The 24,759-nt window shown below is 42.5% G+C and carries 22 protein-coding genes, 1 pseudogene and 1 riboswitch; of the genes and pseudogenes, 7 read left to right on the forward strand and 16 right to left on the reverse strand.

From position 1 onward, the window contains the following. Nucleotides 1-26 precede the first annotated feature (26 nt). The 8 genes from metH to BFP75_RS05865 all read right to left on the reverse strand — a co-directional run bounded on the left by metH (nt 27) and on the right by BFP75_RS05865 (nt 9,784). Nucleotides 27-2,747 (reverse strand): methionine synthase, encoded by a 2,721-nt coding sequence (gene metH / locus BFP75_RS05830; protein WP_099544203.1) that lies wholly within the window; start codon nt 2,745-2,747, stop codon nt 27-29. Next, nucleotides 2,744-3,094: a four helix bundle protein gene (locus BFP75_RS05835; RefSeq protein WP_099544204.1), complete on the reverse strand. Its 351-nt coding sequence runs from the start codon at nt 3,092-3,094 to the stop codon at nt 2,744-2,746. Before BFP75_RS05835 ends, metH begins: the two co-directional genes overlap by 4 nt. 44 nt (nt 3,095-3,138) lie before the next feature. Further along, nucleotides 3,139-4,140 (reverse strand): homocysteine S-methyltransferase family protein, encoded by a 1,002-nt coding sequence (locus BFP75_RS05840; protein ID WP_099544206.1) that lies wholly within the window; start codon nt 4,138-4,140, stop codon nt 3,139-3,141. A gap of 92 nt (nt 4,141-4,232) precedes the next feature. Then, nucleotides 4,233-4,358, reverse strand: a riboswitch (SAM riboswitch). Nucleotides 4,359-4,497: 139 nt separating this feature from the next. Then, on the reverse strand, nt 4,498-5,559 hold the full coding sequence (locus BFP75_RS05845; RefSeq protein ID WP_099544208.1) for an NAD(P)/FAD-dependent oxidoreductase: 1,062 nt from the start codon (nt 5,557-5,559) through the stop codon (nt 4,498-4,500). Nucleotides 5,560-5,626: 67 nt separating this feature from the next. Further along, a complete protein-coding gene (gene cobA, locus BFP75_RS05850; protein WP_099544210.1) occupies nt 5,627-6,469 on the reverse strand; it encodes a uroporphyrinogen-III C-methyltransferase in 843 nt (280 codons plus the stop codon). Nucleotide 6,470: 1 nt separating this feature from the next. Beyond that, nucleotides 6,471-8,561 carry a HEPN domain-containing protein gene (locus tag BFP75_RS05855; RefSeq protein ID WP_099544212.1) on the reverse strand — a complete coding sequence of 697 codons (2,091 nt, stop codon included), beginning with the start codon at nt 8,559-8,561 and terminating at the stop codon, nt 6,471-6,473. A gap of 6 nt (nt 8,562-8,567) precedes the next feature. Beyond that, nucleotides 8,568-9,191 carry a phosphoadenosine phosphosulfate reductase family protein gene (locus tag BFP75_RS05860; protein ID WP_099544241.1) on the reverse strand — a complete coding sequence of 208 codons (624 nt, stop codon included), beginning with the start codon at nt 9,189-9,191 and terminating at the stop codon, nt 8,568-8,570. 161 nt (nt 9,192-9,352) lie between these two features. Continuing rightward, complete coding sequence (locus tag BFP75_RS05865) at nt 9,353-9,784, reverse strand: RrF2 family transcriptional regulator (protein WP_099544213.1); 432 nt, start codon at nt 9,782-9,784, stop codon at nt 9,353-9,355. A gap of 226 nt (nt 9,785-10,010) precedes the next feature. Here BFP75_RS05865 and BFP75_RS05870 point away from each other — a divergent pair, with 226 nt between their 5' ends. Together BFP75_RS05870 and BFP75_RS05875 are read left to right on the forward strand one after the other, a co-directional pair. Then, nucleotides 10,011-10,478 carry a (2Fe-2S)-binding protein gene (locus tag BFP75_RS05870; RefSeq protein ID WP_099544215.1) on the forward strand — a complete coding sequence of 156 codons (468 nt, stop codon included), beginning with the start codon at nt 10,011-10,013 and terminating at the stop codon, nt 10,476-10,478. 26 nt (nt 10,479-10,504) lie between these two features. Further along, nucleotides 10,505-12,706 carry a xanthine dehydrogenase family protein molybdopterin-binding subunit gene (locus BFP75_RS05875; protein ID WP_099544217.1) on the forward strand — a complete coding sequence of 734 codons (2,202 nt, stop codon included), beginning with the start codon at nt 10,505-10,507 and terminating at the stop codon, nt 12,704-12,706. A gap of 138 nt (nt 12,707-12,844) precedes the next feature. Here BFP75_RS05875 and BFP75_RS05880 read toward each other — a convergent pair whose 3' ends face one another. Beyond that, a complete protein-coding gene (locus BFP75_RS05880) occupies nt 12,845-13,750 on the reverse strand; it encodes a helix-turn-helix domain-containing protein (RefSeq protein ID WP_206073496.1) in 906 nt (301 codons plus the stop codon). Nucleotides 13,751-13,924: 174 nt separating this feature from the next. Between BFP75_RS05880 and BFP75_RS05885 the strand changes: the two genes are divergently transcribed. From BFP75_RS05885 to BFP75_RS05905, 5 genes are read left to right on the forward strand one after another with little or no spacing between them, the layout of a single operon-like run. Beyond that, entirely contained in the window at nt 13,925-14,758 is an 834-nt protein-coding gene (locus BFP75_RS05885) for a DUF4440 domain-containing protein (protein WP_240531708.1), read from the forward strand. A gap of 55 nt (nt 14,759-14,813) precedes the next feature. Continuing rightward, a complete protein-coding gene (locus BFP75_RS05890) occupies nt 14,814-15,278 on the forward strand; it encodes a (2Fe-2S)-binding protein (RefSeq protein ID WP_099544219.1) in 465 nt (154 codons plus the stop codon). A gap of 16 nt (nt 15,279-15,294) precedes the next feature. Then, nucleotides 15,295-17,556: a xanthine dehydrogenase family protein molybdopterin-binding subunit gene (locus BFP75_RS05895; RefSeq protein WP_099544221.1), complete on the forward strand. Its 2,262-nt coding sequence runs from the start codon at nt 15,295-15,297 to the stop codon at nt 17,554-17,556. A gap of 17 nt (nt 17,557-17,573) precedes the next feature. Next, on the forward strand, nt 17,574-18,005 hold the full coding sequence (locus tag BFP75_RS05900; RefSeq protein WP_240531709.1) for a putative quinol monooxygenase: 432 nt from the start codon (nt 17,574-17,576) through the stop codon (nt 18,003-18,005). A gap of 11 nt (nt 18,006-18,016) precedes the next feature. Continuing rightward, nucleotides 18,017-20,266, forward strand: coding sequence for a xanthine dehydrogenase family protein molybdopterin-binding subunit (locus BFP75_RS05905; protein ID WP_099544223.1), 2,250 nt, complete (start codon nt 18,017-18,019; stop codon nt 20,264-20,266). Between the two features lie 14 nt (nt 20,267-20,280). Here BFP75_RS05905 and BFP75_RS05910 read toward each other — a convergent pair whose 3' ends face one another. From BFP75_RS05910 to BFP75_RS05940, 7 genes and pseudogenes are all read right to left on the reverse strand, one after another. Further along, nucleotides 20,281-20,784 carry a GNAT family N-acetyltransferase gene (locus BFP75_RS05910; RefSeq protein WP_099544225.1) on the reverse strand — a complete coding sequence of 168 codons (504 nt, stop codon included), beginning with the start codon at nt 20,782-20,784 and terminating at the stop codon, nt 20,281-20,283. A gap of 140 nt (nt 20,785-20,924) precedes the next feature. After that, nucleotides 20,925-21,614, reverse strand: coding sequence for a uracil-DNA glycosylase family protein (locus tag BFP75_RS05915; protein WP_099544227.1), 690 nt, complete (start codon nt 21,612-21,614; stop codon nt 20,925-20,927). Nucleotides 21,615-21,726: 112 nt separating this feature from the next. Continuing rightward, a complete protein-coding gene (locus tag BFP75_RS05920; RefSeq protein ID WP_099544229.1) occupies nt 21,727-22,311 on the reverse strand; it encodes an NAD(P)H-dependent oxidoreductase in 585 nt (194 codons plus the stop codon). A gap of 408 nt (nt 22,312-22,719) precedes the next feature. Beyond that, the gene (locus BFP75_RS05925; RefSeq protein ID WP_099544231.1) at nt 22,720-23,208 is read right to left on the reverse strand and encodes a helix-hairpin-helix domain-containing protein; all 489 of its coding nucleotides are present in this window, start codon (nt 23,206-23,208) and stop codon (nt 22,720-22,722) included. A gap of 11 nt (nt 23,209-23,219) precedes the next feature. Next, nucleotides 23,220-23,693 (reverse strand): VOC family protein, encoded by a 474-nt coding sequence (locus tag BFP75_RS05930; RefSeq protein ID WP_123803335.1) that lies wholly within the window; start codon nt 23,691-23,693, stop codon nt 23,220-23,222. 676 nt (nt 23,694-24,369) lie between these two features. Further along, nucleotides 24,370-24,516, reverse strand: a complete 147-nt coding sequence (locus tag BFP75_RS21750) for a hypothetical protein (protein WP_165776552.1) — start codon at nt 24,514-24,516, stop codon at nt 24,370-24,372. Nucleotides 24,517-24,585: 69 nt separating this feature from the next. Further along, nucleotides 24,586-24,759, reverse strand: a pseudogene (locus BFP75_RS05940) (IS5 family transposase); the annotation flags it as partial.

Below are 24,759 nucleotides of genomic sequence, written 5' to 3' on the forward strand. Positions count from 1 at the left end.
ATGTGCTTACCAACAACAAAAAACTATCAACTTTCAACTATATTTGGCGCGAGCCATTTTTTGGCCTTTTCAAAACTGATGCCTTTTCTTTGGGCAAAATCGGCAACTTGGTCCTCCTTAATTTTTCCCAGACCAAAATATTTTGCCTCCGGATTTGCAAAATAATATCCCGAAACCGATGCTGCCGGCCACATAGCCAGACTATCCGTTAGCTTTACCCCTATTCTTTCCTCTACTTGAAGCAACTCCCAAATGGTCAGTTTTTCCAAATGATCCGGACAGGCCGGGTATCCCGGTGCCGGGCGAATCCCTTTGTACGATTCCTTGATCAGTTCCTCATTGCTTAAATTCTCATCGTTTGCATAGCCCCAATAGTTGGTCCGCACCTCCTTATGCAAATACTCCGCAAAGGCCTCGGCCAAACGGTCCGCCAAGGCCTTCACCATAATGGAATTATAGTCATCCAAATTCCTTTCAAATTCGGCGGCTAGCTCAGCGGTTCCAAATCCTGTGGACACGCAAAAAGTCCCTATATAATCAATGATTCCGCTATCCTTCGGTGCAATAAAATCGGCCAACGCATAATCTGCAACGCCTTCCCTTCGCCGTAACTGTTGTCTTAGGGTTCTAAATACGTATGTATTTCCGTCATCCGTATTCCTGACCTCGATATCATCAGCATTTACGGTATTTGCAGGAAACAGCCCAAAAACGCCCTTTGCCTTCAATTGTTTCTTGTCCAAAATCTCCTGCAACATTTCCTGGGCATCGGCAAAGAGATTGGCAGCCTCTTTTCCCACGACATCGTCGGTCAATATATCGGGATATTTCCCATGCAATTCCCAGCTTCTAAAGAAAGGGGTCCAATCAATAAAGGGAACCAATTTATCCAATTCTTGATCTTCTATCACCTGTGTCCCCAGCATTTGAGGCTCCTTTATTTTACAGTTGTCCCAATCTATTTTAAATTTATTCTCACGGGCCTGCGCTATCGTTTTATATTCCTTCTTTACGGAACGCTTTAAAAACTTGTCCCTAAAGTCATCATAGTCTTCCTTAATTCTCATTTTGTAAGCCGCCGATGTTTCTTTCTGTAAAAGGTCGCCAACAACGGTTACGGCCCTAGAAGCATCGTTTACATGGACCACGGCCTGGTTATATTGTGGGTCTATTTTTACGGCCGTGTGCGCCTTACTGGTGGTTGCCCCCCCGATTAATAAGGGAATGCTGAAGTTATTCCGTTGCATCTCTTTGGCCAGATGCACCATTTCATCCAAGGAAGGCGTAATCAATCCGCTAAGACCAATGATGTCCACCCTATGCTCTACCGCCGCGGCAATGATCTTTTCTGGTGGCACCATGACGCCCAAATCGATAATCTCATAATTGTTACAAGCCAAAACTACACTGACAATGTTCTTTCCTATATCGTGGACATCCCCCTTCACGGTCGCCATCAATATTTTTCCATTTCCTTCGGAGTCCCCTTCCTGCGGATTGGCCAATTTTTCCTCTTCAATATAGGGCAACAAATAAGCAACGGCCCTTTTCATGACCCGCGCCGATTTTACCACTTGAGGCAGAAACATTTTACCGCTGCCGAACAAATCCCCTACTACGTTCATCCCGGTCATCAAATGCCCTTCAATGACTTCAATAGGTTTATCCGACTCTTGCCGGGCCTCCTCTACATCCAATTCAATGTATTGATCGATTCCTTTTACCAAGGCCCTTGTAATACGTTCCTGCAAAGGTTCCTCCCTCCAGGAATTATCCACTTTGCTTTCCTTGGCCTTACCTACAACAGATTCTGCAAATTCCAATAATCGCTCCGTTGCATCCTCCCTGCGATTCAACATGACATCCTCAACGTGCTCCAGAAGGTCCTTGGGAATATCGTCATAAACCTCCAACATCGTTGGGTTTACGATACCCATGTTCATGCCGGCCTTTATCGCGTGATACAAAAACACCGAATGCATGGCCTCCCTGACTGGATTATTACCCCGAAATGAAAAAGAAACATTACTTACACCACCACTGACACTACAATACGGTAAATTTTCTCGGACCCACTTGGTTGCTCTTATAAAGTCTAGCGCATTGAGTTTATGCTCGTCCATTCCCGTAGCCACCGGAAAGATGTTGAGGTCGAAAATGATGTCCTCTGGCGCAAAACCAACCTGATCCACCAAAATATCATAGGAACGCTTGGCGATTTCAATACGTCTTTCGTAATTGTCTGCCTGGCCTACCTCATCAAAAGCCATAACGATCATAGCGGCCCCATATCGCTTTATCAATTTGGAGTGATGAATAAATTCGGCTTCGCCCTCTTTCAGACTAATGGAATTAACCACACACTTTCCTTGCACGACTTGTAGTCCTGCCTCAATAATTTCCCATTTGGAACTATCGATCATGATGGGAACTCGGGCAATATCGGGTTCTGCAATGACCAGGTTCAAAAACTTGACCATGGCAGCCTTACCATCGATCAGTCCATCATCCATATTAATATCGATGATTTGAGCTCCTCCCTCTACCTGTTCCCTGGCAACATCCAAAGCTTCCTCAAATTTTTCTTCTTTTATCAGCCGTAGAAATTTCTTGGAACCTGCCACATTGGTCCTCTCCCCTACGTTAATAAAATTACTCTCTGGTGTCACCACCAAGGGTTCCAGACCTGAAAGCTTGAGGTATCGTTTTTCGTTGTTCGTTATTGGTTGTTCGTTGTTCGTTCTCATAATTTTTTGTGGTAATTAATGAATCCGTTCAACAATTTTTTAACCCGATCTATTTCTGTCATAATAGTAGTCATATCAGATCCTACATAATCCAAATCACTCGCCAAAATCAATTGTGTTTCCAGTTCGAACAATGAACCTCTGGCAATATGAAGAAAATGCACCGTTTCTTTTGCGGATTGTCTACCGCAGCCCTCTGCAATGTTTGATGGAACTGAAACTGCACATCTTCTAATCTGGGAAGTAAGCGAATACTGCTCATCCTTTGGAAAATTTGTTGTCAAAACGTACACGCTTTTTACCAATTCCCTTGCTTGTAACCATATATCTAATTCCTTATAATCCATTAAAATCCATCAATACATTTCTAGCAAAAATTAACGAAAAACGATTAACGGGCAACCAATAACGGTCTAGGCGCATAACCAGCAGCCAAATCAGCAATTGCTTTAATATGTGCGGGCGTAGTTCCACAACAACCTCCAATAATATTAATCAAACCTTTATCCAGATACTCCTTTATTTGACTCGCCATTTGTTCCGGATTTTGGTCGTATTCTCCAAAAGCATTGGGCAGTCCGGCATTGGGATGGGCCGATATTCCGAATTCACTTTTTTTGGAAAGTACCTCTAAATGGGGCACTAAGTCCTTAGCTCCCAAGGCACAGTTGAATCCTACAGTTAACAAAGGAATATGGGATACGCTAATAAGAAATGCCTCAGCGGTTTGACCCGTCAACGTTCTGCCAGATACATCTGTAATGGTCCCGCTTATCATGATAGGAACGTCTAAATTTCGTTCTTCCTTCACTTCTTCTATAGCAAATAAAGCGGCCTTACAATTTAAGGTGTCCGTTATGGTTTCTATCAACAATACATCTACACCACCATCCAAAAGGGCTTCTACTTGTTGCTTATACGCTACGCGTAATTCCTCAAAGGTAATGGCCCTGTAACCGGAATCGTTTACATCCGGGGACATACTTGCCGTTTTGTTGGTTGGTCCCATACTACCCGCAACGAAACGTGGTTTTTCGGGGTTTTTTAACGTGTACTCTTCGGTAACTTTTTTGGCGATGACCGCAGATTCATAATTCAAGTCATACACAAAATCCTGCATTTCATAATCCGCCATGGCGATGGTGGTACTGGAAAAGGTATTGGTCTCAATGATATCCGCCCCGGCCTCGAGATATTTACGATGTACCTCCGCCAAAGCTTCTGGTTGGGTAAGGGCCAACATATCGTTATTGCCTTTAACATCAATGTGCCAATCCTTAAATCGCTCGCCACGGAAATCGGCCTCCGTGAACTTATATTGCTGCAACATAGTCCCCATAGCGCCGTCCAAAACCAAAATTCTTTTTTGAATTTCCTCTTTTATATTGCTCATTTCTGTTTCATATTGGACGTTAAAAACTCCTATTTTAAATCAATTAAATGTAACGTAAGGAATCAAGAATAGTAATTTGGGTAAGCCTTTTGGGGTTATCTTTCCCGATAGCATTTGGGATAGAACGTAGCACCTACTTACCTACTGACCAAATCAGGCTAGACGAAGGGTTGCCAAGGCTTCAATGGGTCTATTCCCTCCACCTTTCTTGATAACAATACAGTTTTTAAAAGAACTGGGGCAAAGTAACGGCTCTACCCGTTCAAAACCAAATAATCATTTTTGTAAAGACCTTTACATAACAAAAAACCCTTCAATTAGTATTCTTGAAGGGTTTCTTAGTCGTTTTAAAAATTACTATGCTATACTTTGAACCACTTCTTTTTTAGCCTCTTTTTTGGAGCCGTCAAATCCTTCTACCCCACCCACGGTAGTATATTTCATAACATATCGCTTACCGGGATTGATGATTTGATAGGCATACTGACACATGACGGCAGCCTCATGAAACCCTGATAAGATCAATTTCAACTTCCCCTCATAGGTATTGACATCTCCAATGGCAAAAACTCCCGGTATGTTTGTCTGATAGTCCTTGGCATTGTTCACCTTTATAGCATTCTTCTCAATTTCCAATCCCCAATTTCCGATTGGACCCAATTTCGGTGAAAGTCCGAAAAGCGGAATAAAATTATCCACTTCTAGGTAGGTTTCACCCTTTTCGGCGTCGTTATGTTTGATGACCACGGCTTCCAACTTCTCATCGCCATATAATTTTTTAACCTCGGCTTCCGTGAATAATTTTATTTTACCCAATTTGGCCAATTCCGATGCTTTCTCAACAGAGTCCAAGGCTCCACGAAATTCATTCCTACGATGGACCAAAGAAACTTCGGCAGCCACATCTGCCAAGAAAATCGCCCAGTCCAAGGCTGAGTCTCCCCCTCCCGCAATAACTACTTTTTTGTTGCGATAAACCTCCGGGTCCTTAACCATGTAGGCCACGCCTTTATCCTCAAAATCCACAATATTGGAGATGGGAGGCTTCCTAGGTTCAAAAGAGCCCAAACCTCCTGCAATCACCACAACGGGAGCATGATGCTTCGTGCCTTTATTCGTGGTAACTATATAGGAGCCATCTTCTTGTTTTTCCAAAGTTTCCGCCCGTTCGCCCAAAGTAAATCCAGCTTCGAACGGTTTTATCTGTTCCATAAGATTATCCACTAGAGTACCCGCCAATATTTCCGGAAAAGCGGGAATGTCGTAAATCGGCTTTTTTGGATAAATCTCCGAACACTGACCCCCTGGCTGTGGCAAGGCATCGATGAGATGGCATTTTAGTTTTAGCAGTCCTGCTTCAAATACGGTAAATAATCCTGTTGGGCCTGCACCTATGATTACAATATCTGTTTTTATCATTTCTTCGTTATTCGTTGTTCGTTTTTAGTTGTTCGTTGTTTGGCTTTTAGCTTTTAGCTTTTAGCTTTTAGCTTTTAATAAAAAAACACTTTTCACTTTCCACTTTTTCATACTGATTTTTTAATTCTAAGAGCTGTTTCCTATGCCGAACCACCTCTCCAATAATAATGATGGCAGGGTTGGACAATTTATTTTTCTTTACTTCGTCCTCTATGTTGGAAATAGTTCCTACCCCTATTTTCTCGTCCTTCCGAGTACCATTTTGGATAATGGCAATTGGTGTATCGACCTTCCCTACCTTTTTAAAAAGAGAAACAATTTCGGGTAATTTTGACATTCCCATAAGAATGACCACCGTAGCATTACTTTTAGCTGCCAAAGCAACATCTTTTGATAATTTGTGTTGCTTTGTTGTTCCTGTAATCACCCAAAAACTCTCCGAAGCCCCTCTTTTGGTTACTGGAATATTTTGGTAGGCCGGCACACTTAGACTTGAAGATATACCAGGAACCATAACCGTTTCCAAACCATGACGGGCAGCAAATTCCATTTCCTCGGAACCACGACCAAATACAAAGGGATCCCCACCTTTTAGTCGAACCACGTGTCCGTGGGATTTGGCCCTGGAAACAATAAGCTCGTTGATTTGGTCCTGTTGAAAGGTGTAACAACCTTTTCTTTTTCCAACGAATATCATTTCTGCCTTTGGGGCATATTGTAAAAGCTCTTCGTTAACAAGGGCGTCATACAAAACCACATCGGCACTTTGAAGGGCCTTTATCGCCTTAACGGTAATTAATTCAGGGTCACCCGGTCCAGCTCCCACAACAGTTAACCTCCCTCCAGTATGGAAAGGAGTGTTTACTGTTGCTGCGATTGTTTTTTGATTGGGTTGTTTGTTAAACTGCATTTTAAACTTGCGCTAATTCTTGTTCCCTATACTTTTCAACGGTTTCTAAAAACAATCTTGCATTTTTCAAATAGGATGTGGCAAATTCTTTCGTTGGCTCATTCTTGTTTATTTGCAAAACCATGTTCTCAAAACCACCCGAAACCTCGATCCTACCGTCGGCAACAAACTTCTCGTCAAAATCCTTGAGAATACTGGCGTGGGTATTCACTTTGGTATTTTCTGACGTCAACAAGGCCTTGGCCGAATTGACCATGGAAGCATAGGCATAATAAATACTGGCTGCCCATTTTTCCTCTTCATATTTTTCTTGGGCATTCTTGATTTTTTCCTCACTTTCAAAAAGCAGTGTTGCAATCAAATCGATGACCACCCCGGCACATTCGCCTACACCAATGGCCTGCTCGTATTTTTCCGTATTCCCCCAATCGATGAAATCATCTGCTGTTAAATCGTCTACACTGGACAAATGGGTAAGAAAATCATAGAAATACATTTGTCCTTTTTCGGTATAATAATCGGGAAAGGATTTTCCATTGCCGTTCGCATCAAAATCATTTAATATTAAACGCAAGGCCTCGGGTCCTCGCTTACTTGGCACCTTTACTACCTTATCAGCAAACCGTCCATTTCCATTTCCATCATTTCCGCCGCCCAATAATACCTGTAAGGCAGGGGCTACCAATTTATCCTTGGTACGTACGGACATTCCCTGAAAACCAATATTGGCCATATTGTGCTGTCCACAGGCGTTCATGCATCCGCTTATTTTAATAACCACATCCGGATTTTCAATATATTGTGGATATTCTGCTTTTATCACCCGTTCCAATTCCTCCGCAATTCCCGTACTACTCGCAATACCCAGGTTACAGGTATCCGTTCCGGGACAGGCGGTAATATCCAAAGCCTTATTATACCCTGCTTCGGCGAAGCCTAGTTTTTTTAGTTCCGAAAAGAAAAAAGGAATGGCATCCTCCTTTACATAGGGAATCAATATATTTTGGCGCAAAGTCAACCGGAATTCCCCGGCAGCATATTTCTGCACCAAATCCGCCAATAATCTGGCCTTGTCCGTATAAAAGTCCCCTAGAAGTACCTTAATTCCAACAGCTACAAAACCACCTTGCTTCTGGGGTACAATGTTGGTAGACTTCCATTTTTCAAATTCCTTGATATCGTCAATTTCTACTTTTGGAGCTTCGAATTCGGAAACTTTTATCTTAGGGTATGCCAAGGCATCAATGGGATAGGTTTTAAAAGGAATTGCCTTGCATTCTTCATCGATCAGTTTTCTAAAACCATCCAAGCCTACATCTTTTAATAAGAACTTCATTCTGGCTTTTGCCCTGCTTTTTCGCTCTCCAAAGCGGTCAAAAACACGGACTACCACTTCCATCAGAGGAATTATTTTATCCGAAGGCAAAAACTCATATAACACATCCGCATGCCTTGGTTGTGATCCCAATCCCCCACCAAGCATCACCTTAAAACCTTTAATACCTTCATTGATTTTGGCAATAAAGCCGAGGTCGTGCATATAGGAAAGTCCAGTATCTTCATCCGAAGCGGAAAAGGATACCTTAAACTTTCGTCCCATTTCCTGACTAACAGGATTTCTCAAAAAATATTGAAAAAGGGCGTGTGCATAGGGCGATACATCAAAAGGCTCGTTTATATCGATTCCTGCGGTCTCGCTGGCCGTTACATTGCGTACCGTATTACCACAGGCCTCCCTGAGGGTAATATCATCTTTTTCCAACTCCGCCCAGAGTTCAGGGGTCCTGTTCAAGTCCACATAATGAATTTGGATATCCTGTCTGGTCGTAATATGGAGTCTACCTCTGGAATACTCGTCCGAAACCTCACAAATACGGTGCAATTGTTTAGATGTTACCTTTCCGTAAGGCAACTTAATCCTGATCATCTGAACCCCTGTTTGACGCTGTCCATAAACTCCCCTGGCCAGACGAAGACTTCGGAATTTCTCCTCATCCAACTTACCGCCTTGGAATTCATGAATCTTTCGTTCTAACTCCAGGATATCCTTTTCTACAATCGGATTTTCTATTTCTGTTCTAAAACTTTGCATTATTTATCATTGTAAATGAATTCCACACTCTCTAGTCTCAAGGGCCTTTACTGGATCAAAATATAAATCATTTTTTGGAAGTTCATACTTTTCCAAATAAGCATCTAAATCATCATCTGTCCAATAATAGAATGGACTAACTTTTAATATACCATTCTGACTGTAACTTAAAATATCCTTCGAACTTCTTAATTCAGTCTTCCTTATACGAATATTAGTAAACCAAATATCAGGTTTGTGTTCATTAAGAGCCCTTCTGAAAGGCTCTAATTTTACAATCTCAGAAAACTCTTCATGTTTAGGATCATCTACTGAAGGAAAACCTAGTCTGTACTCTAAGAATGCCCTTGTCTCTTTAGGTACGTAAGTGTTGAGGTTTAATCTAAATTTATTAACAAGTTGTTCAGCGTGATAATATGTTTCGGGTAAATTATAACCCGTATCACACCAAACAACATTTATGTCAGGGTCTATGCGGGCAAAAGTACTTAGTAAGACGGCAGAGTATTTACCGAAACTAGTTGTTACAATTCTTTTATCAGAAAGAGATATGGCCCAATCTATTATAGCTTCAGGTTTCTTTACCCTAAGAATTTCATTCCAGTACTTTAAATCAATTTTATAATTCATATACCCCATAGATTAAGTAGAGTTTTCAAAAATAGAATTTATATTTAATCTGTCACCAATGAAACCCATAAAAATTTTATTAACCCTATAGATTTAGTAGATTCTTAACAAAAGTGAGCAAAAAATAAGATATTCTCAACATGGATTCCTGTGAGCGTATCCTATTTTACTTCCTTGGGAGTATCGCAAAGAATATCTTGCAAGGTATTGTTTCGGTATACCGCCAAGGCACTGTCCCTAACTTGGAGCATCAGTTTGTGTACGGAGCAACGCGCTTCATCCGGGCAGTCGTCGCAGCTTTCATAAAAATTAAGGCTTACACAAGGTACCATCGCTATGGGACCTTCCAGTACCCGCATAACATCGGTCATGTAAATTTGGTCTGGATTCTTTAAAAGATAATAGCCTCCACCTTTACCCTTTTTGGAACTCAGGAAACCCGACTTGCGCAGACTTAATAAAATACTTTCCAAAAACTTCTGGGAGATGTTCTCATGCGCTGCAATTTCGGAAATCTGAACGGGCTTTCTATCTTTTTGGTTTCCCAAATAGGCCAGTGCCTTTAGTCCGTATTTTGTTTTTTTGGAAAGCATGACGCTAAGATAATTAAAATTAAGGGTTGAGGACTTAAAATGGAACCTTGGGCAATAGAAGTAAAACTCAAACAGGTAAAAAATGAGGCGAGGTAACCCCTTCATAGTGTGTATCTTTCCAATGAATACAATTAAGTTGATAAATAATGTTAATCTTACACGTTACTTGTTCCATTACTAGTGATTATTTCTTACCTTGAAACATCCGATTCAAAACAAACTCATTATGTCAAAATTCAGCTTAAAAATAAACGGAAAGACCCAAGAGGTCGATGTGGATGAAAATACACCCATGCTCTGGGTGCTTAGGGACCATCTCAAATTGGTGGGCACCAAATACGGTTGCGGTATTGCCCAATGTGGGGCCTGTACCGTTCACCTGGGAGATAATGCGGTTCGCTCCTGTCAATTAACGATTTCATCTGTGGGCGATCAAGAAATTACCACCATAGAAGGATTATCGGAAAACGGTGACCATCCCGTACAAGAGGCATGGCTCGAAGTAGATGTACCACAATGCGGATATTGTCAGGCGGGTCAGATAATGAGTGCATCGGCCCTATTGAAACGGAACCCTTCCCCTTCGGATGAAGAAATCGAAGCGGCTATGAACGGAAATATCTGCAGATGTGGAACCTATGTACGCATAAAGAAAGCGATTAAAACCGCCGCCTCTGCGACACAGAATGCATAACTCGAACCAGGTAAAAACTTAAAAAAATGACACTTGTAAAAACAAAAATAGGTAGACGTTCCTTTATTAGGACTTCCGCACTTGCGGGAGGCGGAATGATGGTTGGTTTTAGTTGGCTGGCCTCCTGTAAAATGACACCAGAAGAAGTAAACAGTCTTCCCAAGGAATGGTTTGAAATAAATGGATTTCTGAAGATAGGGGACAATGGTATGGTGACCATTATGTCACCCAATCCGGAAATAGGCCAAAACGTAAAAACGGCCATGCCTATGATCGTAGCTGACGAATTGGATGTGGATTGGAAAAATGTAATCGTAGAACAGGCGCCTTTAAATTTAGATGTTTTCCAGCGCCAATTGGCCGGTGGAAGTCAATCCATAAGAGCTGGATGGGAAGGACTCCGCATGGCGGGGGCTACGGCCAGAAAAATGTTGAAACAAGCAGCGGCCGCGGCTTGGGAGGTTCCAGAGAATGAAATTACCACCTCCAATGGAATGATTTATCACGAGACCAGCAAGAAATCGGCTGGATACGGTGAAATGGCATCCGCTGCTGCACTAATGGAGGCACCCGAAGAGGTGAACCTTAAGGAAATAAATGATTTTACGATAATAGGTACGGACCGATTAAATGTGGACGGACCAAAAATAGTTACTGGAAAACCACTTTTCGGAATCGATGTTCAGGAAGAAGGCATGCTAACGGCGATGATCATACATCCCCCGGCCTTTGGGAAGACGTACAAATCCATGGATGCGGAGTCCGCTAAATCCATGCCGGGAATTGTAGATGTATTTCCTGTGGAGGTGTATCCGGAAGGTGTTGAAAAACAATGGTCCGATGGTGGAGGAATCGCAGAATTAGTAGCCGTTGTTGGTGAAAGTACCTGGCAATGCATGCAGGCCAAAAAAGCGTTGAAGGTGGAATGGGAAAGCCCGTCCGACTTGGAAAGTACGGCATCCTACGAAGAGGACCTCGAGAAACTTATAGAGGCCCCCGTAGAGGCCCCAGCAAGAAGTGATGGGGATTTTAACAAGGCCATAAAAGGAGCTGCCAAAGTTATAGAACGCACCTACAGTGCCCCATTCCTGGCGCACAACACCATGGAACCCATGAACTTTTTCGCAAACGTAACTGCGGATAAGGCGGAAGTTAAAGGTCCGGTACAGACCCCTGAATTTTTGGAAAAGACCCTATCCTCCGTATTAGGTTTGCCCATTGATAAAATAGATGTTGGCATGACCCGTATGGGTGGGGGATTCGGGCGTAGGCTCTACGGACACTTTGGTGTAGAGGCAGCCGTTATTTCCAAAAAAGTGCAGGCTCCAATCAAATTGGTGTATACCCGTGAGGATGACATGACCCAAGGTACCTACCGTCCTGCCTATAAAGTAAGGTTCAAGGCAGGATTGGACAAGGACAACAACCTAATTGCCTGGTCCGTGAAGGGAGTTGGAACCAATGATGATTTAGTATTTGAAGATAGATTCCCTGCGGGTGCGGTAGATAATTATTTGGCCGAAAAGACAAGTCTGCAGACCAAAATTACCACAGGGGCATGGAGGGCACCTAGATCCAACTTTATGGCCGGTGCGGAGCAGTCCTTTATGGACGAGGTAGCCGAGTTGGCGGGTAAAGATCCTATCGAATTCCGATTAGAATTGTTCGACAGGGCCATAAAAGACCCCGTTGGTCCTCCTGAGAAAAACGATTATGACCCGGAACGCTATGCCGGTGTACTAAAACTGGTTAAGGAAAAATCCAATTGGGGTAATACCAACGATGGAAAAGCAAGGGGAGTTTCGGCATACTACTGCCACAATTCCTATGTAGCCCAAGTATTGGACCTAACCATGGATGGCAACAAACCTATGGTGGACAAGGTGGTCTGTGCCGTGGATTGTGGAATCGTAATCAATCCGATCAGTGCCAAAAACCAAATTGAAGGCGGAATTATAGATGGTATTGGTCACGCCACGTATTCTCAAATGACCTTTGAGGACGGGGTTCCCCAGCAACAGAATTTCGACTCCTATCATTTGATCAGGAATAGTGAGGCACCCAAACAGATAGAATCCTATTTTGTGGACAATGGTATAGACCCCACCGGACTGGGAGAACCTTCCTTACCACCGGTCATTGGGGCATTAGCAAATGCTATGTACAAGGCTACAGGAAAACGTGTTTACAAACAGCCCTTCATCCTCGAAAAGGAAATAGTGGGATAGTATATAGCTTGGCCTAAAATCGCTAGGTATTGACCGTTACGACCCCACGGCCGTAATTGTAAAAAGTGTTATCAAGGAATCCTTGATAACACTTTTTTTACTGAAATCTATATTTCGATTTTTGAAAATGGGTTTAATTCAATTCATCATTCGGTACTCCTGAGGGGTATATCCTACCTTTTTCTTAAAGAGTCTTGTGAAGTGCTGAGGGTATTTAAAACCAAGGTCATAAGCAATTTCACTTAACGATTTATCCGGGTCGAATATTTTATGTTTTGCAATTTGAATCAAGGTATCCTGTATATGTTCGTTGGCACTTTTTCCCGTTTCTTTCTTAATCAGGTCTCCAAAATAATTGGGGGATAGATGTTGTTCCTCTGCAAAATAACTGACCTGTGGTGTCCCCAATTCCCTTGCTTTTCCTGATTGGATATAAGAATTCAAAGAAGCCTCGAACCGCTGTATTATATTTAAATTTTCCCTTTCCCTAGTAATGAATTGTCTGTCGTAGAAACGAACGCAGTACTTCAAAAATAGCTCAATGTTGGCGACCACCAAGTCCTTGCTATGCTTGTCTATCCCTTGCGATAGTTCAGTTCGAATCTTCTCGAACAGATCCAAAACCAATCGGCGTTCCTTTTGGGAGATGTGCAATGCTTCATGGAATTGATAGGAAAAAAATGAATAGTCGGACATGGTTCTTCCCAAGTTGGTACTCCATAGTAAATCTGGATGAAATAACAGGGCATGCCCCAACGGTTTAAAGTCTTTATCAATATGTCCCACGTTCACTACCTGACCGGGTGAGAGGAATACCAAAGTGCCATCCTGGTAATCATAGTTTTGGCGACCATATGTAAGGGTACATCCCTCGCCCTGTTTTAAAAAAACACCGTAAAAATGATATCTCACGGCTTCTGCCTGTTGCACATAGGTCCAAGTTCCTTCCGATAGGTCATGAACACTAACAAGTGGGTGCAAGGTTGACAGGTTAAATTTGGAACAATAGTCATCCACCCTTATCAAATCCTTTATGTTGGACATCCTTGAAAACTTTTGCCTGAATTTAGTTCATGTTTTGTGAACAAATGATTTAAATGCTTGGAATCCGTAAAAATGGTAGGTAAATCCGTAATTGGGGTAATTTTTTCATCTTTATAATTTCATAGGTTTGGAAAAGGTGATTTTAAAATCTACATCAATTAATAAAAATAAATAATGAGAACATTTAGAATAGGACTTTTTTTAGGAATCCTTAGCGTATCTGCTTTTGCGCAAGAAGCTATTTTTCCCATGGGGGCAAAAGCGAAAAACGTTCACCATTCCGGTGATATTTGGCTTGCGCATGTTGTAGATACTGATAAAACTTTTAAACATAATGTGGCACAAGCGGTTTCAGCACCTGGAGCATTTCTCAATTGGCATTTACATCCAGACGGCCAACAATTGTTGGTCACTAACGGGGTTGGTTTTTATCAGGAAAAAGGCAAGGAAGTACAAGTGATGCGCGCTGGTGATGTAATCAAATGCCCTCCCAATGTAGAACATTGGCATGGTGCCACTCCTAAAAGTGCGGTAACCTATTTGGCAATAGGTGGCCCCACACCTACTATATGGACAGATGAACTGAGTGTTGAGGATTATAATAATATACCGCTTCCTGATATTAACAATACAAATCCTGAAAATGAGATCAAGGAACTTTCCAAAGCCAAATGGCAATGGATGGCCGATAAGGATGTGGACAAATTGGAAGACCTATTTCATGACAATGCCAAGTTCGTCCACATGGGTGGCACGTGGGGAAAGGACCGCGAAGTAGAAATCATTAGAGGTGGGTTCATCCACTATAAAAAAGCCGATGTCCATGAAGTCATGGTCGAAATTTTAAATGATAATACCGTTATACTTTGGAACCAAATTACACTCTTGGCCGTAGTCGGCAGCAATGAAGTAACCAATTCCTTTATGGTTACCGAGGTTTATGTAAAGGAGAATAACACATGGAAACTGGCCGATCTGACCTTTAGTAAACTACTTAGCCCTAATTAGGTAGAACTAAAATAAAATCAGTAAATTAAATTCAGAATTAAGCAAAAATTATATAATGGCAATATTCAACTTAAACATCAACGGAGAAACGAAAGAAGTCGACGTTGACCCGGCAACACCTATGCTTTGGGTGCTACGTGACCATATCAATTTGGTCGGAACAAAATATGGCTGCGGCATTGCACAATGTGGGGCTTGCACGGTACATTTGGGTGACAATGCGGTACGTTCTTGCCAGTTACCTGTCTCGGCAGTTGGGAAGCAAAAAATCACGACCATTGAAGGACTGTCGGAACATGGCGATCACCCCGTACAAAAAGCTTGGTTGGAAATCGATGTACCCCAATGCGGATATTGCCAGGCAGGGCAGATAATGTCAGCTTCCGCCTTGTTAAAAAGAACCCCAAATCCATCGGACGAAGAAATTGAAAGCGCTATGAACGGGAATATCTGTAGGTGTGGAACGTACACGCGAATCAAGAAAGCAATAAAAACAGCCGCTAGTTCGGAAAACGTTTAATCAAAAAAATTAGGAGATGGCAAATCTAAAGACGCATATGGGACGTAGGGCCTTTATCAAGAATACAAGTTTGGCAAGTGGAGGTTTGGTACTTGGCTTTAGTATTTTAAACTCCTGCAAATCTGAGCAGGCAAAAGAGATGGCTGTCAGGGAAATGCCCAAAGAATGGTTCGAGATGAATTCGTATCTGAAAATAGGTGATAACGGGGTTGTGACCATTTATACGCCCAATCCGGAATTCGGTCAGAATATAAGAACATCTATGCCCATGTTGGTAGCAGAAGAGTTGGATGTAGATTGGAAAAATGTACTGGTTGAACAGGCGCCCTATCATGCAGACAAATATGGATTTCAATTTACGGGGGGCAGTAGGGGAATAAGTGCCCGATGGGAGCCGCTTAGAATGGCCGGAGCAACCGCAAGACAGATGTTGATAGCGGCGGCGGCAGAAACCTGGCAGGTACCCAAGGAAGAGGTTACCGCAGAAGCAGGAGTTTTGCAACATGCAGCCACTAAAAAATCGGCCGGTTACGGAGAAATGGCTTCAGTTGCAGCAACACTTACCGTACCCGAAGAAGTACAACTAAAAGAGGTAAAGGATTTTAAACTGGTCAGCCGTTCGCAAAAAAATGTAGATGCAAAAAGCATTGTAACCGGTAGGCCTTTATTTGGCATGGATATTCAAGATGAAGGAATGTTGATCGCCATGATCGAACATCCACCAGCATTTGGTTTGACCTTAAAATCAGTGGATGGTGAAGCGGCCAAAGCCATGCCTGGAATTAAGGATGTGGTTACGATCAAGAGTTTTAAGGATGGATATGAAAAAGGCGGTTTCGACACCAATGCATTTCCTGAATTGGTTGCGATAGTGGGCAACTCTACTTGGGAGGTGATGCAAGCTAAAAAGAAATTAAAAGTGGAATGGCAACCCATTACCGCCTATTCAGAAACAATCGCTGGGTTTGGTGGAAAAGAAACAATCAACATACCCGCAGGACTGGAATCTACCACGACCCATAAATCACAGATGGAAGCACTTGCCGCAAAACCGGGAAAAGTTGTCCGAAAAGATGGAAATCCAGAAGTAGCCTTCAAAAATGCAACAACGATTTTGGAAAGAAGTTACTCAGCGCCTTTTCTTGCTCATAATAACATGGAGCCCTTGAATGCTTTTGCCCATGTAGCGGGCGATAAGGCGAAAATTGCAGCGCCGATACAGATTCCGTCTTTGATCATCCCTACCATTGCTAGTAGTCTGGGAATACCGAAAGAGAATATTGAGATGGACCTTCCAAGAATGGGCGGTGGTTTTGGCCGCAAGGCCTATGCCCACTTTGTGGTGGAAGCGGCCCTGATTTCACAAAAAGTCAATGCTCCTATCAAGTTAGTATATAGCCGTGAAGACGATATGACCAATGGTATTTATCGCCCATCCTATCACGCAACCTATCGCGCAGCTTTTGATGAAAACAATAATTTAACGGCATTACATGTGAAGGCTGGCGGAGTGCCGGAGAGTCCATTGTTCGCCAATCGTTTTCCGGCCGGGGCCATTGATAATTATATGGCAGAAGAGTGGACCATTGATTCCAACATTACCATAGGTGCCTTTAGAGCTCCACGATCTAATTTCATGGCCGGTGCCGAACAAGCGTTCTTGGATGAAGTTGCTGAAACCATGGGCAAGGACGCCATTCAATTTCGCTTGGACCTGCTAAAACGCGCCAAGGAAAATCCTGTAGGCGAACGGAATGATTATGATGCTGATAGGTACACCGGAGTCCTGGAATTGGTTCGTGAAAAATCGGCTTGGAAAGAAAATGATGCAACAAAACATCGAGGAGTATCGGCCTATTTTTGCCATAACTCCTATGCGGCGCATGTACTGGATTTAAAGATGGAAAACGGTAAACCCGTAGTTGAAAAAGTAGTTTGTGCCATTGATTGTGGAGTGGTGGTAAATCCCGATGCAGCAACAAACATGGCAGAGGGGGCCATTACAGATGGTATTGGTAACGCCTTTTATGGGGAATTGACCTTTCAGGATGGGGTGCCACAGAAAAACAATTTCCACCAATATCAAATGATCCGTATTAACGACGCGCCAAAGGAAATCGACGTACATTTTGTACAGAATGAAATAGACCCCACAGGTATGGGAGAACCGCCATTTCCCCCTGTTTTTGGAGCGGTGGCCAATGCTTTGTACAAAGCAACGGGCCAACGGCATTATGAACAACCATTCATAACTGACAAACCCCCTCTGGTTGGATAACTTTATCTAAATATTCTATGGGATACCAAAAAGAAATTTTATCCTTTGTGACAACAATGATTTTCTCTTTTTCGGGGCTAGCACAGGTAAGTGATGATGCAACAATAAATGAAAACATGATGGTCAGGATTGCAGCCCTAGAAATATATCCTGAATATTTAGAGGAATATAAGGCCATTTTAAAGGAAGAGTCCAAAGCCTCTGTGCGTTTGGAACCGGGTGTAATTTGCATTTATCCCGTGTACCAGAAAGAGCATCCCAACCAAGTTCGTTTACTGGAGATCTATGCAGATACCAATGCGTACCAATCGCATTTAAAAACCCCGCATTTTCTGAAGTATAAAACGGCCACCCTAAAAATGGTGAAGCACTTGGAACTGATCGATATGGAATCGATGGATCCAGAATCCATGCCATCTATCTTTTCCAAGTTAGAAAAAAAACATTAAAATTAAATTTCATGTCTACTGTAAAAACTAAAATAGGGAGAAGGTCCTTTATCAAAAGTTCGGCAATGGCCGGTGGTGGCATGATGCTCGGTTTTAGCTGGTTGGCTTCTTGTAAAATGTCCCCAGAAGAGGTGAACGCATTACCGAAGGAATGGTTCAAGATCAATGGTTATTTAAAGATTGCCGATAATGGACAAGTGACTATTTTATCTCCAAATCCGGAGGGCGGTCAGAATGTAAAAACATCCATGCCGATGATCGTTGCCGATGAACTGGACGTTGATTGGAAAAATGTTATCGTGGAACAAGCTCCCTTGGATACTGCGGCTTTTACACTGCAATTTTTAGGTGGAAGCCAATCCATTCGTAGGGGTTGGGAAGGCCTACGGATGGCCGGTGCTTCGGCAAAGGCCATGTTGATTGCGGCCGCTGCGGAAGCTTGGCAAGTACCCATGGAAGAACTTACGGCTGCCAACGGAATTGTAACACATGCAGCTAGTGACAAAAGCGCCACCTACGGGGAATTGGCTTCCGCTGCAGCAACTATGAAGGTGCCTGATGAAGTTCAATTAAAGGACATCAAGGATTTCAATATCATAGGAACTTCCCATAAAAATGTGGACGGACACAAAATCGTTACCGGAAAACCCTTGTTTGGCGTAGATACTTATACAGAGGGTATGCTGACCGCCATGATAGTTCATCCCCCTGCATTTGGATTAAAATTAAAATCCATTGACGACAGCGAGGCCAAAAACATGCCCGGCATCAAGGATGTCTTTACCATTAAGGTATTTAACGACGATTATGAGAAGGCCTTTTTTGATACGAGGACCTTCAATGAAGTGGCGGTTGTTGTTGGAAAGTCCACCTGGGAGGTAATGCAGGCCAAAAAAGTATTGAAAATTGAATGTGAGCCCATAGAAAGTACGACAGAAAGTCGGGACCGGTTTGGTCGCAAATGGCAGGAACATACGCCTTCAGATTTGGAAAGCACCTCCAAACACTATGCGGAGATGGAAGCCATCGCTTCCAAAAAAGCGACGGTAAAACGTAGGGACGGCAATCCTGAAAATGCCTTTAAAAATGCGGCCAAGGTTTTGGAGGCTACCTATACGGCCCCTTTCTTGGCCCATAATTGTATGGAGCCCATGAACTTTTTTGCCGATGTTTCCCAGGACAAGGCCTTGCTTATTGGCCCGTTGCAAAAACCCGAACTAACGGAGCAGACCCTTTCCGCACGATTGGGCATGCCCGTGGAAAATATCGATATTCAAATGACCCGTTTGGGCGGGGGCTATGGCCGAAGATCTTATGCACATTGGCTCGTGGAAGCGGCCCTTATTTCCCAGAAAATGAAGGCCCCCGTAAAACTGGTGTATTCCCGTGAGGACGATATGACCAATGGTATCTACCGTCCCTCCTACAGGGCCACCTATCGGGCAGCGTTGGATGCCGATAACAACCTCATCGGCTTTCATGTAAAAACGGGTGGAATTCCTCAGAGTCCCCTGCATGAAAACCGTTTCCCAGCAGGTGCCATTGAAAATTACCTGGCGGAAGATTGGACCATTGACACCAACTTGACCGTAGGTTCCTTCAGGGCGCCTAGCTCCAATTTTATCGCATGTGCAGAACAGTCCTTCCTGGATGAAGTGGCCGAAGCTATTGGTAAGGACCCGATTGATTTTCGGTTGGAATTATTGGAACGTGCCCAAAACGACCCAGTTGGGGAAAACAACGATTATGAGGCCCACCGGTATGCCGGGGTTTTGAAACTGGTCAAGGAAAAATCCGGTTGGGTGAATAAAGAGGAAGGACTATCCCGAGGGGTAGCCGCCTATTTCTGCCATAATTCCTATGCCGCCCAAGTATTGGACCTGACTTGGGAAAATAATGAACCGGTCATTAAAAAGGTAACCTGTGCCATCGATTGTGGAATCGTGGTCAACCCGGATGCCGCAACGAATCTGGCCGAGGGCGGAATCGTGGACGGCATTGGAAATGCACTCTACGGGGAAATTTCCTTTAAGGACGGTGTGCCGGACCAACGGAATTTCGATACCTACCGCATGATCCGCATGAGCGAGGCACCCAAGGAAATCAATGTGCACTTTGTGGAAAGCGACATCCATCCCACGGGATTGGGAGAACCTTCCTTCCCTCCTATTTTTGCCGCTTTGGCGAATGCCATGTACAAGTCTACTGGAAAACGCTCGTACAAACAACCCTTTTTAAAGGAACGCGAACTGCTTGGGTAATCCACGGATACTTCCTAGAGATTAGAAAACAATAGAAAAGGTGCTTCTCTGTCCAAAGGCTGCACGGTGCCGATTTCAGAAAAACCCAGTTTGGACAACAATTTTTGAGATCGAACATTATTCGTTGTTGTCACCGCCATAACTTCTGTAAAGTTCAGTTCCAATACACCATATTCCATGACGGTGCGGCATGCTTCCAGCATGTAGCCAAAGCCTTCATATTGGGGCAACATGGCAAAACCGATATCCGGGGCATCCAGATAGTCCCTTTTAAGAAATCCGCAGATTCCAATGGGTTGGATCGATTCCTTCAACGAAACCTTCCAAAGTCCGAAGCCATTATGCCGATACGATGCCAACAAACTCTTTTCGATGTACGCTTCGGCATCCTCCTTGGTTTGTATACCCCGGTCCCCGATGTGTTCCAACCAGGTGGGACTGTTCAAAAGTTGAAAAAAGAAATCGGCATCCGCGATAGTCGCTTTATCTATAATTAATCTAACGGTTAACAACTCCATTTTACTGCCTTTTAAATCGTTCTAAAGTAGCTTCCTCCTTTTTAATTAGTTCATAAGTAATATATTTAGAGGTGCCAAGATGGAATGGAAACCACATTAAACACCAGAGGAAAATAATGTTTTGGTACAATTGATTCCGTTCAAACTTGACCCAGTCCCTTTACATACTGCGCAATATATGCCTCCTTATGTTTGAGTTTATACTGAACGATGTATCTAGGGTGATCAAAGACCACAAAGGAATCAAATAATTGAGCCTCCTCATTGATTTTCTTAAAAAACTGGGCGTTCTTCTTTCCCAGGATGTAACATACCGAAGTATCAATGCCAAAGGCTATTTGTTGCCGTAGTGTTGAAACGATAAATTCCTTGGTGGATTCAAACAATTGTGGGTAATCATAGTAATTGCAATTGACCCAATTCCCTTTTTTATTTTTTTCAATAAATCCCAACGGACAGATGGAATTGATGTAAAACTTGCTGTAAAATTTTTCACTACCGCCATAGGCCCTGATCATATCGTATACAAAGACCGATGAGGGCTCGTGGGTCTGTAGGGATGCTGTTTCAATGCCACATGCCTCTGATAACCGTTTCGTGTCCGTAAAGGGAATACCCGTGGCTCCGGCTCCCAATCTTCCAGGGTTGATCCCCAAGATTATGTTGCGCGCCTGGGTATCGCTAAAAAATTTGGTGTAGAATTGTTCCAGAATTTCAAGCACCACTTCATTTTCCGTAAAGGGATTCATCACTTGGATGTTTTCTCCTAAGTCATCATTAAACGATAGGTTTTTATGAAAGGAGATTACTTTTTCCGCAAACGTGGCCATGTTAAGATGATTTTGGGCGACAAACTACAAAACGATACGCGATTCCCCAAAGCGACTTGGCATTTGGAATTTGAGATTTGAGATTTGAGAGTTGAGAGTTGAGACTAATGGACTACTTATTTTTCTCCCCAAGACGCTCCACCTTTCGCAACCATTTTTCCCGAAAAGATTCCTTCGAAAGCCGAATGGGGCCAATGGCGGTAATCCTTACGGATTTCACACCAATGAACTGCATGGTCAGCTTTTTCATGGCCGTATGGCTGGGACTCCCATTGAACAACCTATAATACCAGGGGGGCTGGTCCATGGTACAGATGATTCTTGCCGACTTTCCCAAAAATAACCTATCCCACCACAGGGAACCTTCGCGTTTTTTAAAGGCAAAACCCGGCAAGAGCACCCTATCCAAAAAACCTTTCAAAAGGGCAGGGACCGAACCCCACCATACGGGATACACCCAAACTAGGTGATCCGCCCATTTCAAACACTCTTGGGCCATCACCAGGTCCAGTTCCAATTCCGTGCGTTTTCTATAGCCAAATGCAAGATTGGGATTAAAGGTCAACTCTCTAAGGACGAGTTCCTTTACCTCTGCACCGGAGGTCAATGCCCCCTTTTTATAGGCCGCTGCCAGGGCAAAGTTGTAGCTTTTATTGTCCGGATGGCCGTTGATGATCAGTATTTTCTTGGGTGGCATTTTTTGGTTCTTAATTGGGTGAAACGATGGCCCTAAATGTAGTCAAATACAAGTTTGTTCAAAAAAAATTGAAAAAGGCTGCGGAACAATTTTTATTGTTTTTCAAAACCGAAGCCTAAAAGCTCGCATTTAACTAGGTTCTTGATAAAACTTTTCGCTTACTCTTGGGTTGCAGGCCTATTTACTGTTTGCCGAGTATACCCAAAACTAAAAATACGCCATTATCAATAGCAAACGGAAACGGTATTGGCGAGAACAGGCAATTACTCATAGCCATTGTGCCTATTGCACAACTTCTTTTTTAATCAAATTATGAATTAATAGCAGTTTTGAAAAATAACATACACTTAAAAATCAGGAAAATCCTATTTTATTAAAAATTTAGACTTGTGCAACGGATACCATTTATTAGCAACTGCGTTTTCTAACATTTAATGCTTCTGTCCAATTTATTTTTGGTCTGTCTTTTGGATAGCCGATTTCAATTCTATACTTTTTTCTATCATTCGAAAAATCCCACCATTTTTTAGAGTAGTCTCTATTTTTGGCAAAGTCAACAACCAGCCTAAATTGGTCTTCGACACAAGGGTCAGTTTTGTAACCTTTCTTCTTTTCATATTGGTCTGTCAATTCCGCACCACTTTTTCCATTCAAGTCCTCAATTCTGTAATAACCTAGAAAAACCAAATCTTTTGCGAATTCAATTCCGATTGACGGGATTTGTTGAAAATCGGCTAAAGCAAAGATTTCCTTTGCTCTGATTTCTGACACATTTAGTAATACGGCTAGTTCGTCAGAAGCATATTCTAAAATCTCGGACTTCTTTATTTTGTTCTTTCGCAGATTTTTTCTTTCTGTTTCGGAAAGTTCCAATTTTATGTTTTTCTTATTTTTCATAATCCTAAAAACTATTCTTTTAGATTGAAATATGGATTGTAAATAAGTCCGATTACATTTCCGAATGGGTCTTTTAGCGTTGCAGTCATCATTTCTCCACCAGGATTATAAGGTTTTTCATTTTCCGTTGCTCCTAATGATATAAGTCTGTCATAAACTTCTTGGATATTCTCAACTCCCCAATATGAAACAACACTTTCTATTTTTTTCCCTTTCGTTCCTTCTTCTGGCTGAAGTCCCAATTCGTAGCCACCAATATTAAACCCGACATAATATGGTTCGTCAAAATATGCTTTCGTTTCAAAAGCATTCGCATACCAATCTCTTGCTTTTTCGATATCACCAACTTTATAAATAGTGGTTCTTAAACCTAAGATTGATGTTTTTTCCATTTGTTTTTCGGTTTGATTGGTTGCATTTTTTTCTTGAGAATAACCAAATTGTACTAATAAAGTCATACTTCCGATGAGTATTGTTCTTTTCATAATTTTTGTTCAGGTTGTTGCTAACGAGAGGGCTACGCGCAGTGCGGCCTTGGATTTTGGTTTTGTCGTACTAAAAGTACGTAATAAACGAAAAGACAATGGTGGCCGCGCCAAATTGCGTTTAGCCGGTGATGTGCTGCGTTGAAATGGCCGTGGCGGCGTCTTTGGCGGCTAGGTCCTCTCATCCTACGGATTATGCAAACTGGTATAGCCTCGCTAGCACAAGCGTCACGCTTGTGATCGGGCCAGAGGCACGAGCAAGGAAGCTCACAATCAAAGTAGAATGGCCCGTAACACAGAACAATGTAGGTGACCTTGCCCATGGCAGGGATCACATCGGTTAGCAAGTGGCCGGGCCTATTATAGCTTATAATCATACAGATGCCGGTGAACGCCGATAACGGTGTATCACATATAGGATGCCGAGCAAGTTATATGGTATTGAATGGTTGATAATCCTATCGGAATTATCAACGATTCAACACCCCAAAACCATCATTATGAAGTAATTGAAAAATAAATACTAACTTTAGAGAACTGGACTAGGGCTTTTCATAGGATACATTGTTGTACACTGGCTTTTCTTTCCGCAAACTTGCTAGCGTTGGCAGAAGACATACTCTTTTGCAATTTTTGGCTTTAGCATTGGCTGGTGCGAATTGCAAATGTGTATGGCTTAAGCTGTGGCTTCTTCAACTATTTTAATTTCGCCTTCTGTCAGTCCGTACAATTCATAAACCATTTGGTCTATTTCACTTTCTGTTTTGTAAATTTCTCTCTTTATATTTTGAGCTTTATCTTTTTGTTCATTAAAATACTGCATCCATTCAGCCTCTTCGCTTAAATTTAATTCACATTTTTGTTTTTTTAATTCTTTTAAAAATGAAGTGGTTTAAACTTTTATTTTTTTCTTTTTCTTGAATTTTTTCAACGCTATCGCAATGAATGCCAAATAGTTGAATCCTTTCCAGCTTTCGGTGGTCGTATCGAACCTGTTGAGCAGGGAACGGTAGCTGTCCATCCATGCATTCGCCCTTTCCACGGCATATCTTTCATCGTATAGGTC

The sequence above is a fragment of the Maribacter sp. 4G9 genome (genome assembly GCF_002742265.1).
GTDB lineage: Bacteria > Bacteroidota > Bacteroidia > Flavobacteriales > Flavobacteriaceae > Maribacter.

Bases quoted from the DNA above. Each gene is read 5' to 3' on its own strand.
- BFP75_RS05835 (WP_099544204.1), bottom strand. From the start codon at position 3,094: ATGGATTATAAGGAATTAGATATATGGTTACAAGCAAGGGAATTGGTA.
- BFP75_RS21750 (WP_165776552.1), bottom strand. From the start codon at position 24,516: ATGCAGTATTTTAATGAACAAAAAGATAAAGCTCAAAATATAAAGAGA.
- BFP75_RS05860 (WP_099544241.1), bottom strand. From the start codon at position 9,191: ATGAATTATAAAATTGATTTAAAGTACTGGAATGAAATTCTTAGGGTA.
- BFP75_RS05890 (WP_099544219.1), top strand. From the start codon at position 14,814: ATGGCAATATTCAACTTAAACATCAACGGAGAAACGAAAGAAGTCGAC.
- BFP75_RS05875 (WP_099544217.1), top strand. From the start codon at position 10,505: ATGACACTTGTAAAAACAAAAATAGGTAGACGTTCCTTTATTAGGACT.
- BFP75_RS05905 (WP_099544223.1), top strand. From the start codon at position 18,017: ATGTCTACTGTAAAAACTAAAATAGGGAGAAGGTCCTTTATCAAAAGT.
- BFP75_RS05845 (WP_099544208.1), bottom strand. From the start codon at position 5,559: ATGATAAAAACAGATATTGTAATCATAGGTGCAGGCCCAACAGGATTA.
- BFP75_RS05880 (WP_206073496.1), bottom strand. From the start codon at position 13,750: ATGTCCAACATAAAGGATTTGATAAGGGTGGATGACTATTGTTCCAAA.
- metH (WP_099544203.1), bottom strand. From the start codon at position 2,747: ATGAGAACGAACAACGAACAACCAATAACGAACAACGAAAAACGATAC.
- BFP75_RS05920 (WP_099544229.1), bottom strand. From the start codon at position 22,311: ATGCCACCCAAGAAAATACTGATCATCAACGGCCATCCGGACAATAAA.
- BFP75_RS05910 (WP_099544225.1), bottom strand. From the start codon at position 20,784: ATGGAGTTGTTAACCGTTAGATTAATTATAGATAAAGCGACTATCGCG.
- BFP75_RS05885 (WP_240531708.1), top strand. From the start codon at position 13,925: ATGAGAACATTTAGAATAGGACTTTTTTTAGGAATCCTTAGCGTATCT.
- BFP75_RS05840 (WP_099544206.1), bottom strand. From the start codon at position 4,140: ATGAGCAATATAAAAGAGGAAATTCAAAAAAGAATTTTGGTTTTGGAC.
- BFP75_RS05865 (WP_099544213.1), bottom strand. From the start codon at position 9,784: ATGCTTTCCAAAAAAACAAAATACGGACTAAAGGCACTGGCCTATTTG.
- BFP75_RS05870 (WP_099544215.1), top strand. From the start codon at position 10,011: ATGTCAAAATTCAGCTTAAAAATAAACGGAAAGACCCAAGAGGTCGAT.
- cobA (WP_099544210.1), bottom strand. From the start codon at position 6,469: ATGCAGTTTAACAAACAACCCAATCAAAAAACAATCGCAGCAACAGTA.
- BFP75_RS05925 (WP_099544231.1), bottom strand. From the start codon at position 23,208: ATGAAAAATAAGAAAAACATAAAATTGGAACTTTCCGAAACAGAAAGA.
- BFP75_RS05930 (WP_123803335.1), bottom strand. From the start codon at position 23,693: ATGAAAAGAACAATACTCATCGGAAGTATGACTTTATTAGTACAATTT.
- BFP75_RS05915 (WP_099544227.1), bottom strand. From the start codon at position 21,614: ATGGCCACGTTTGCGGAAAAAGTAATCTCCTTTCATAAAAACCTATCG.
- BFP75_RS05900 (WP_240531709.1), top strand. From the start codon at position 17,574: ATGGGATACCAAAAAGAAATTTTATCCTTTGTGACAACAATGATTTTC.
- BFP75_RS05895 (WP_099544221.1), top strand. From the start codon at position 15,295: ATGGCAAATCTAAAGACGCATATGGGACGTAGGGCCTTTATCAAGAAT.
- BFP75_RS05855 (WP_099544212.1), bottom strand. From the start codon at position 8,561: ATGCAAAGTTTTAGAACAGAAATAGAAAATCCGATTGTAGAAAAGGAT.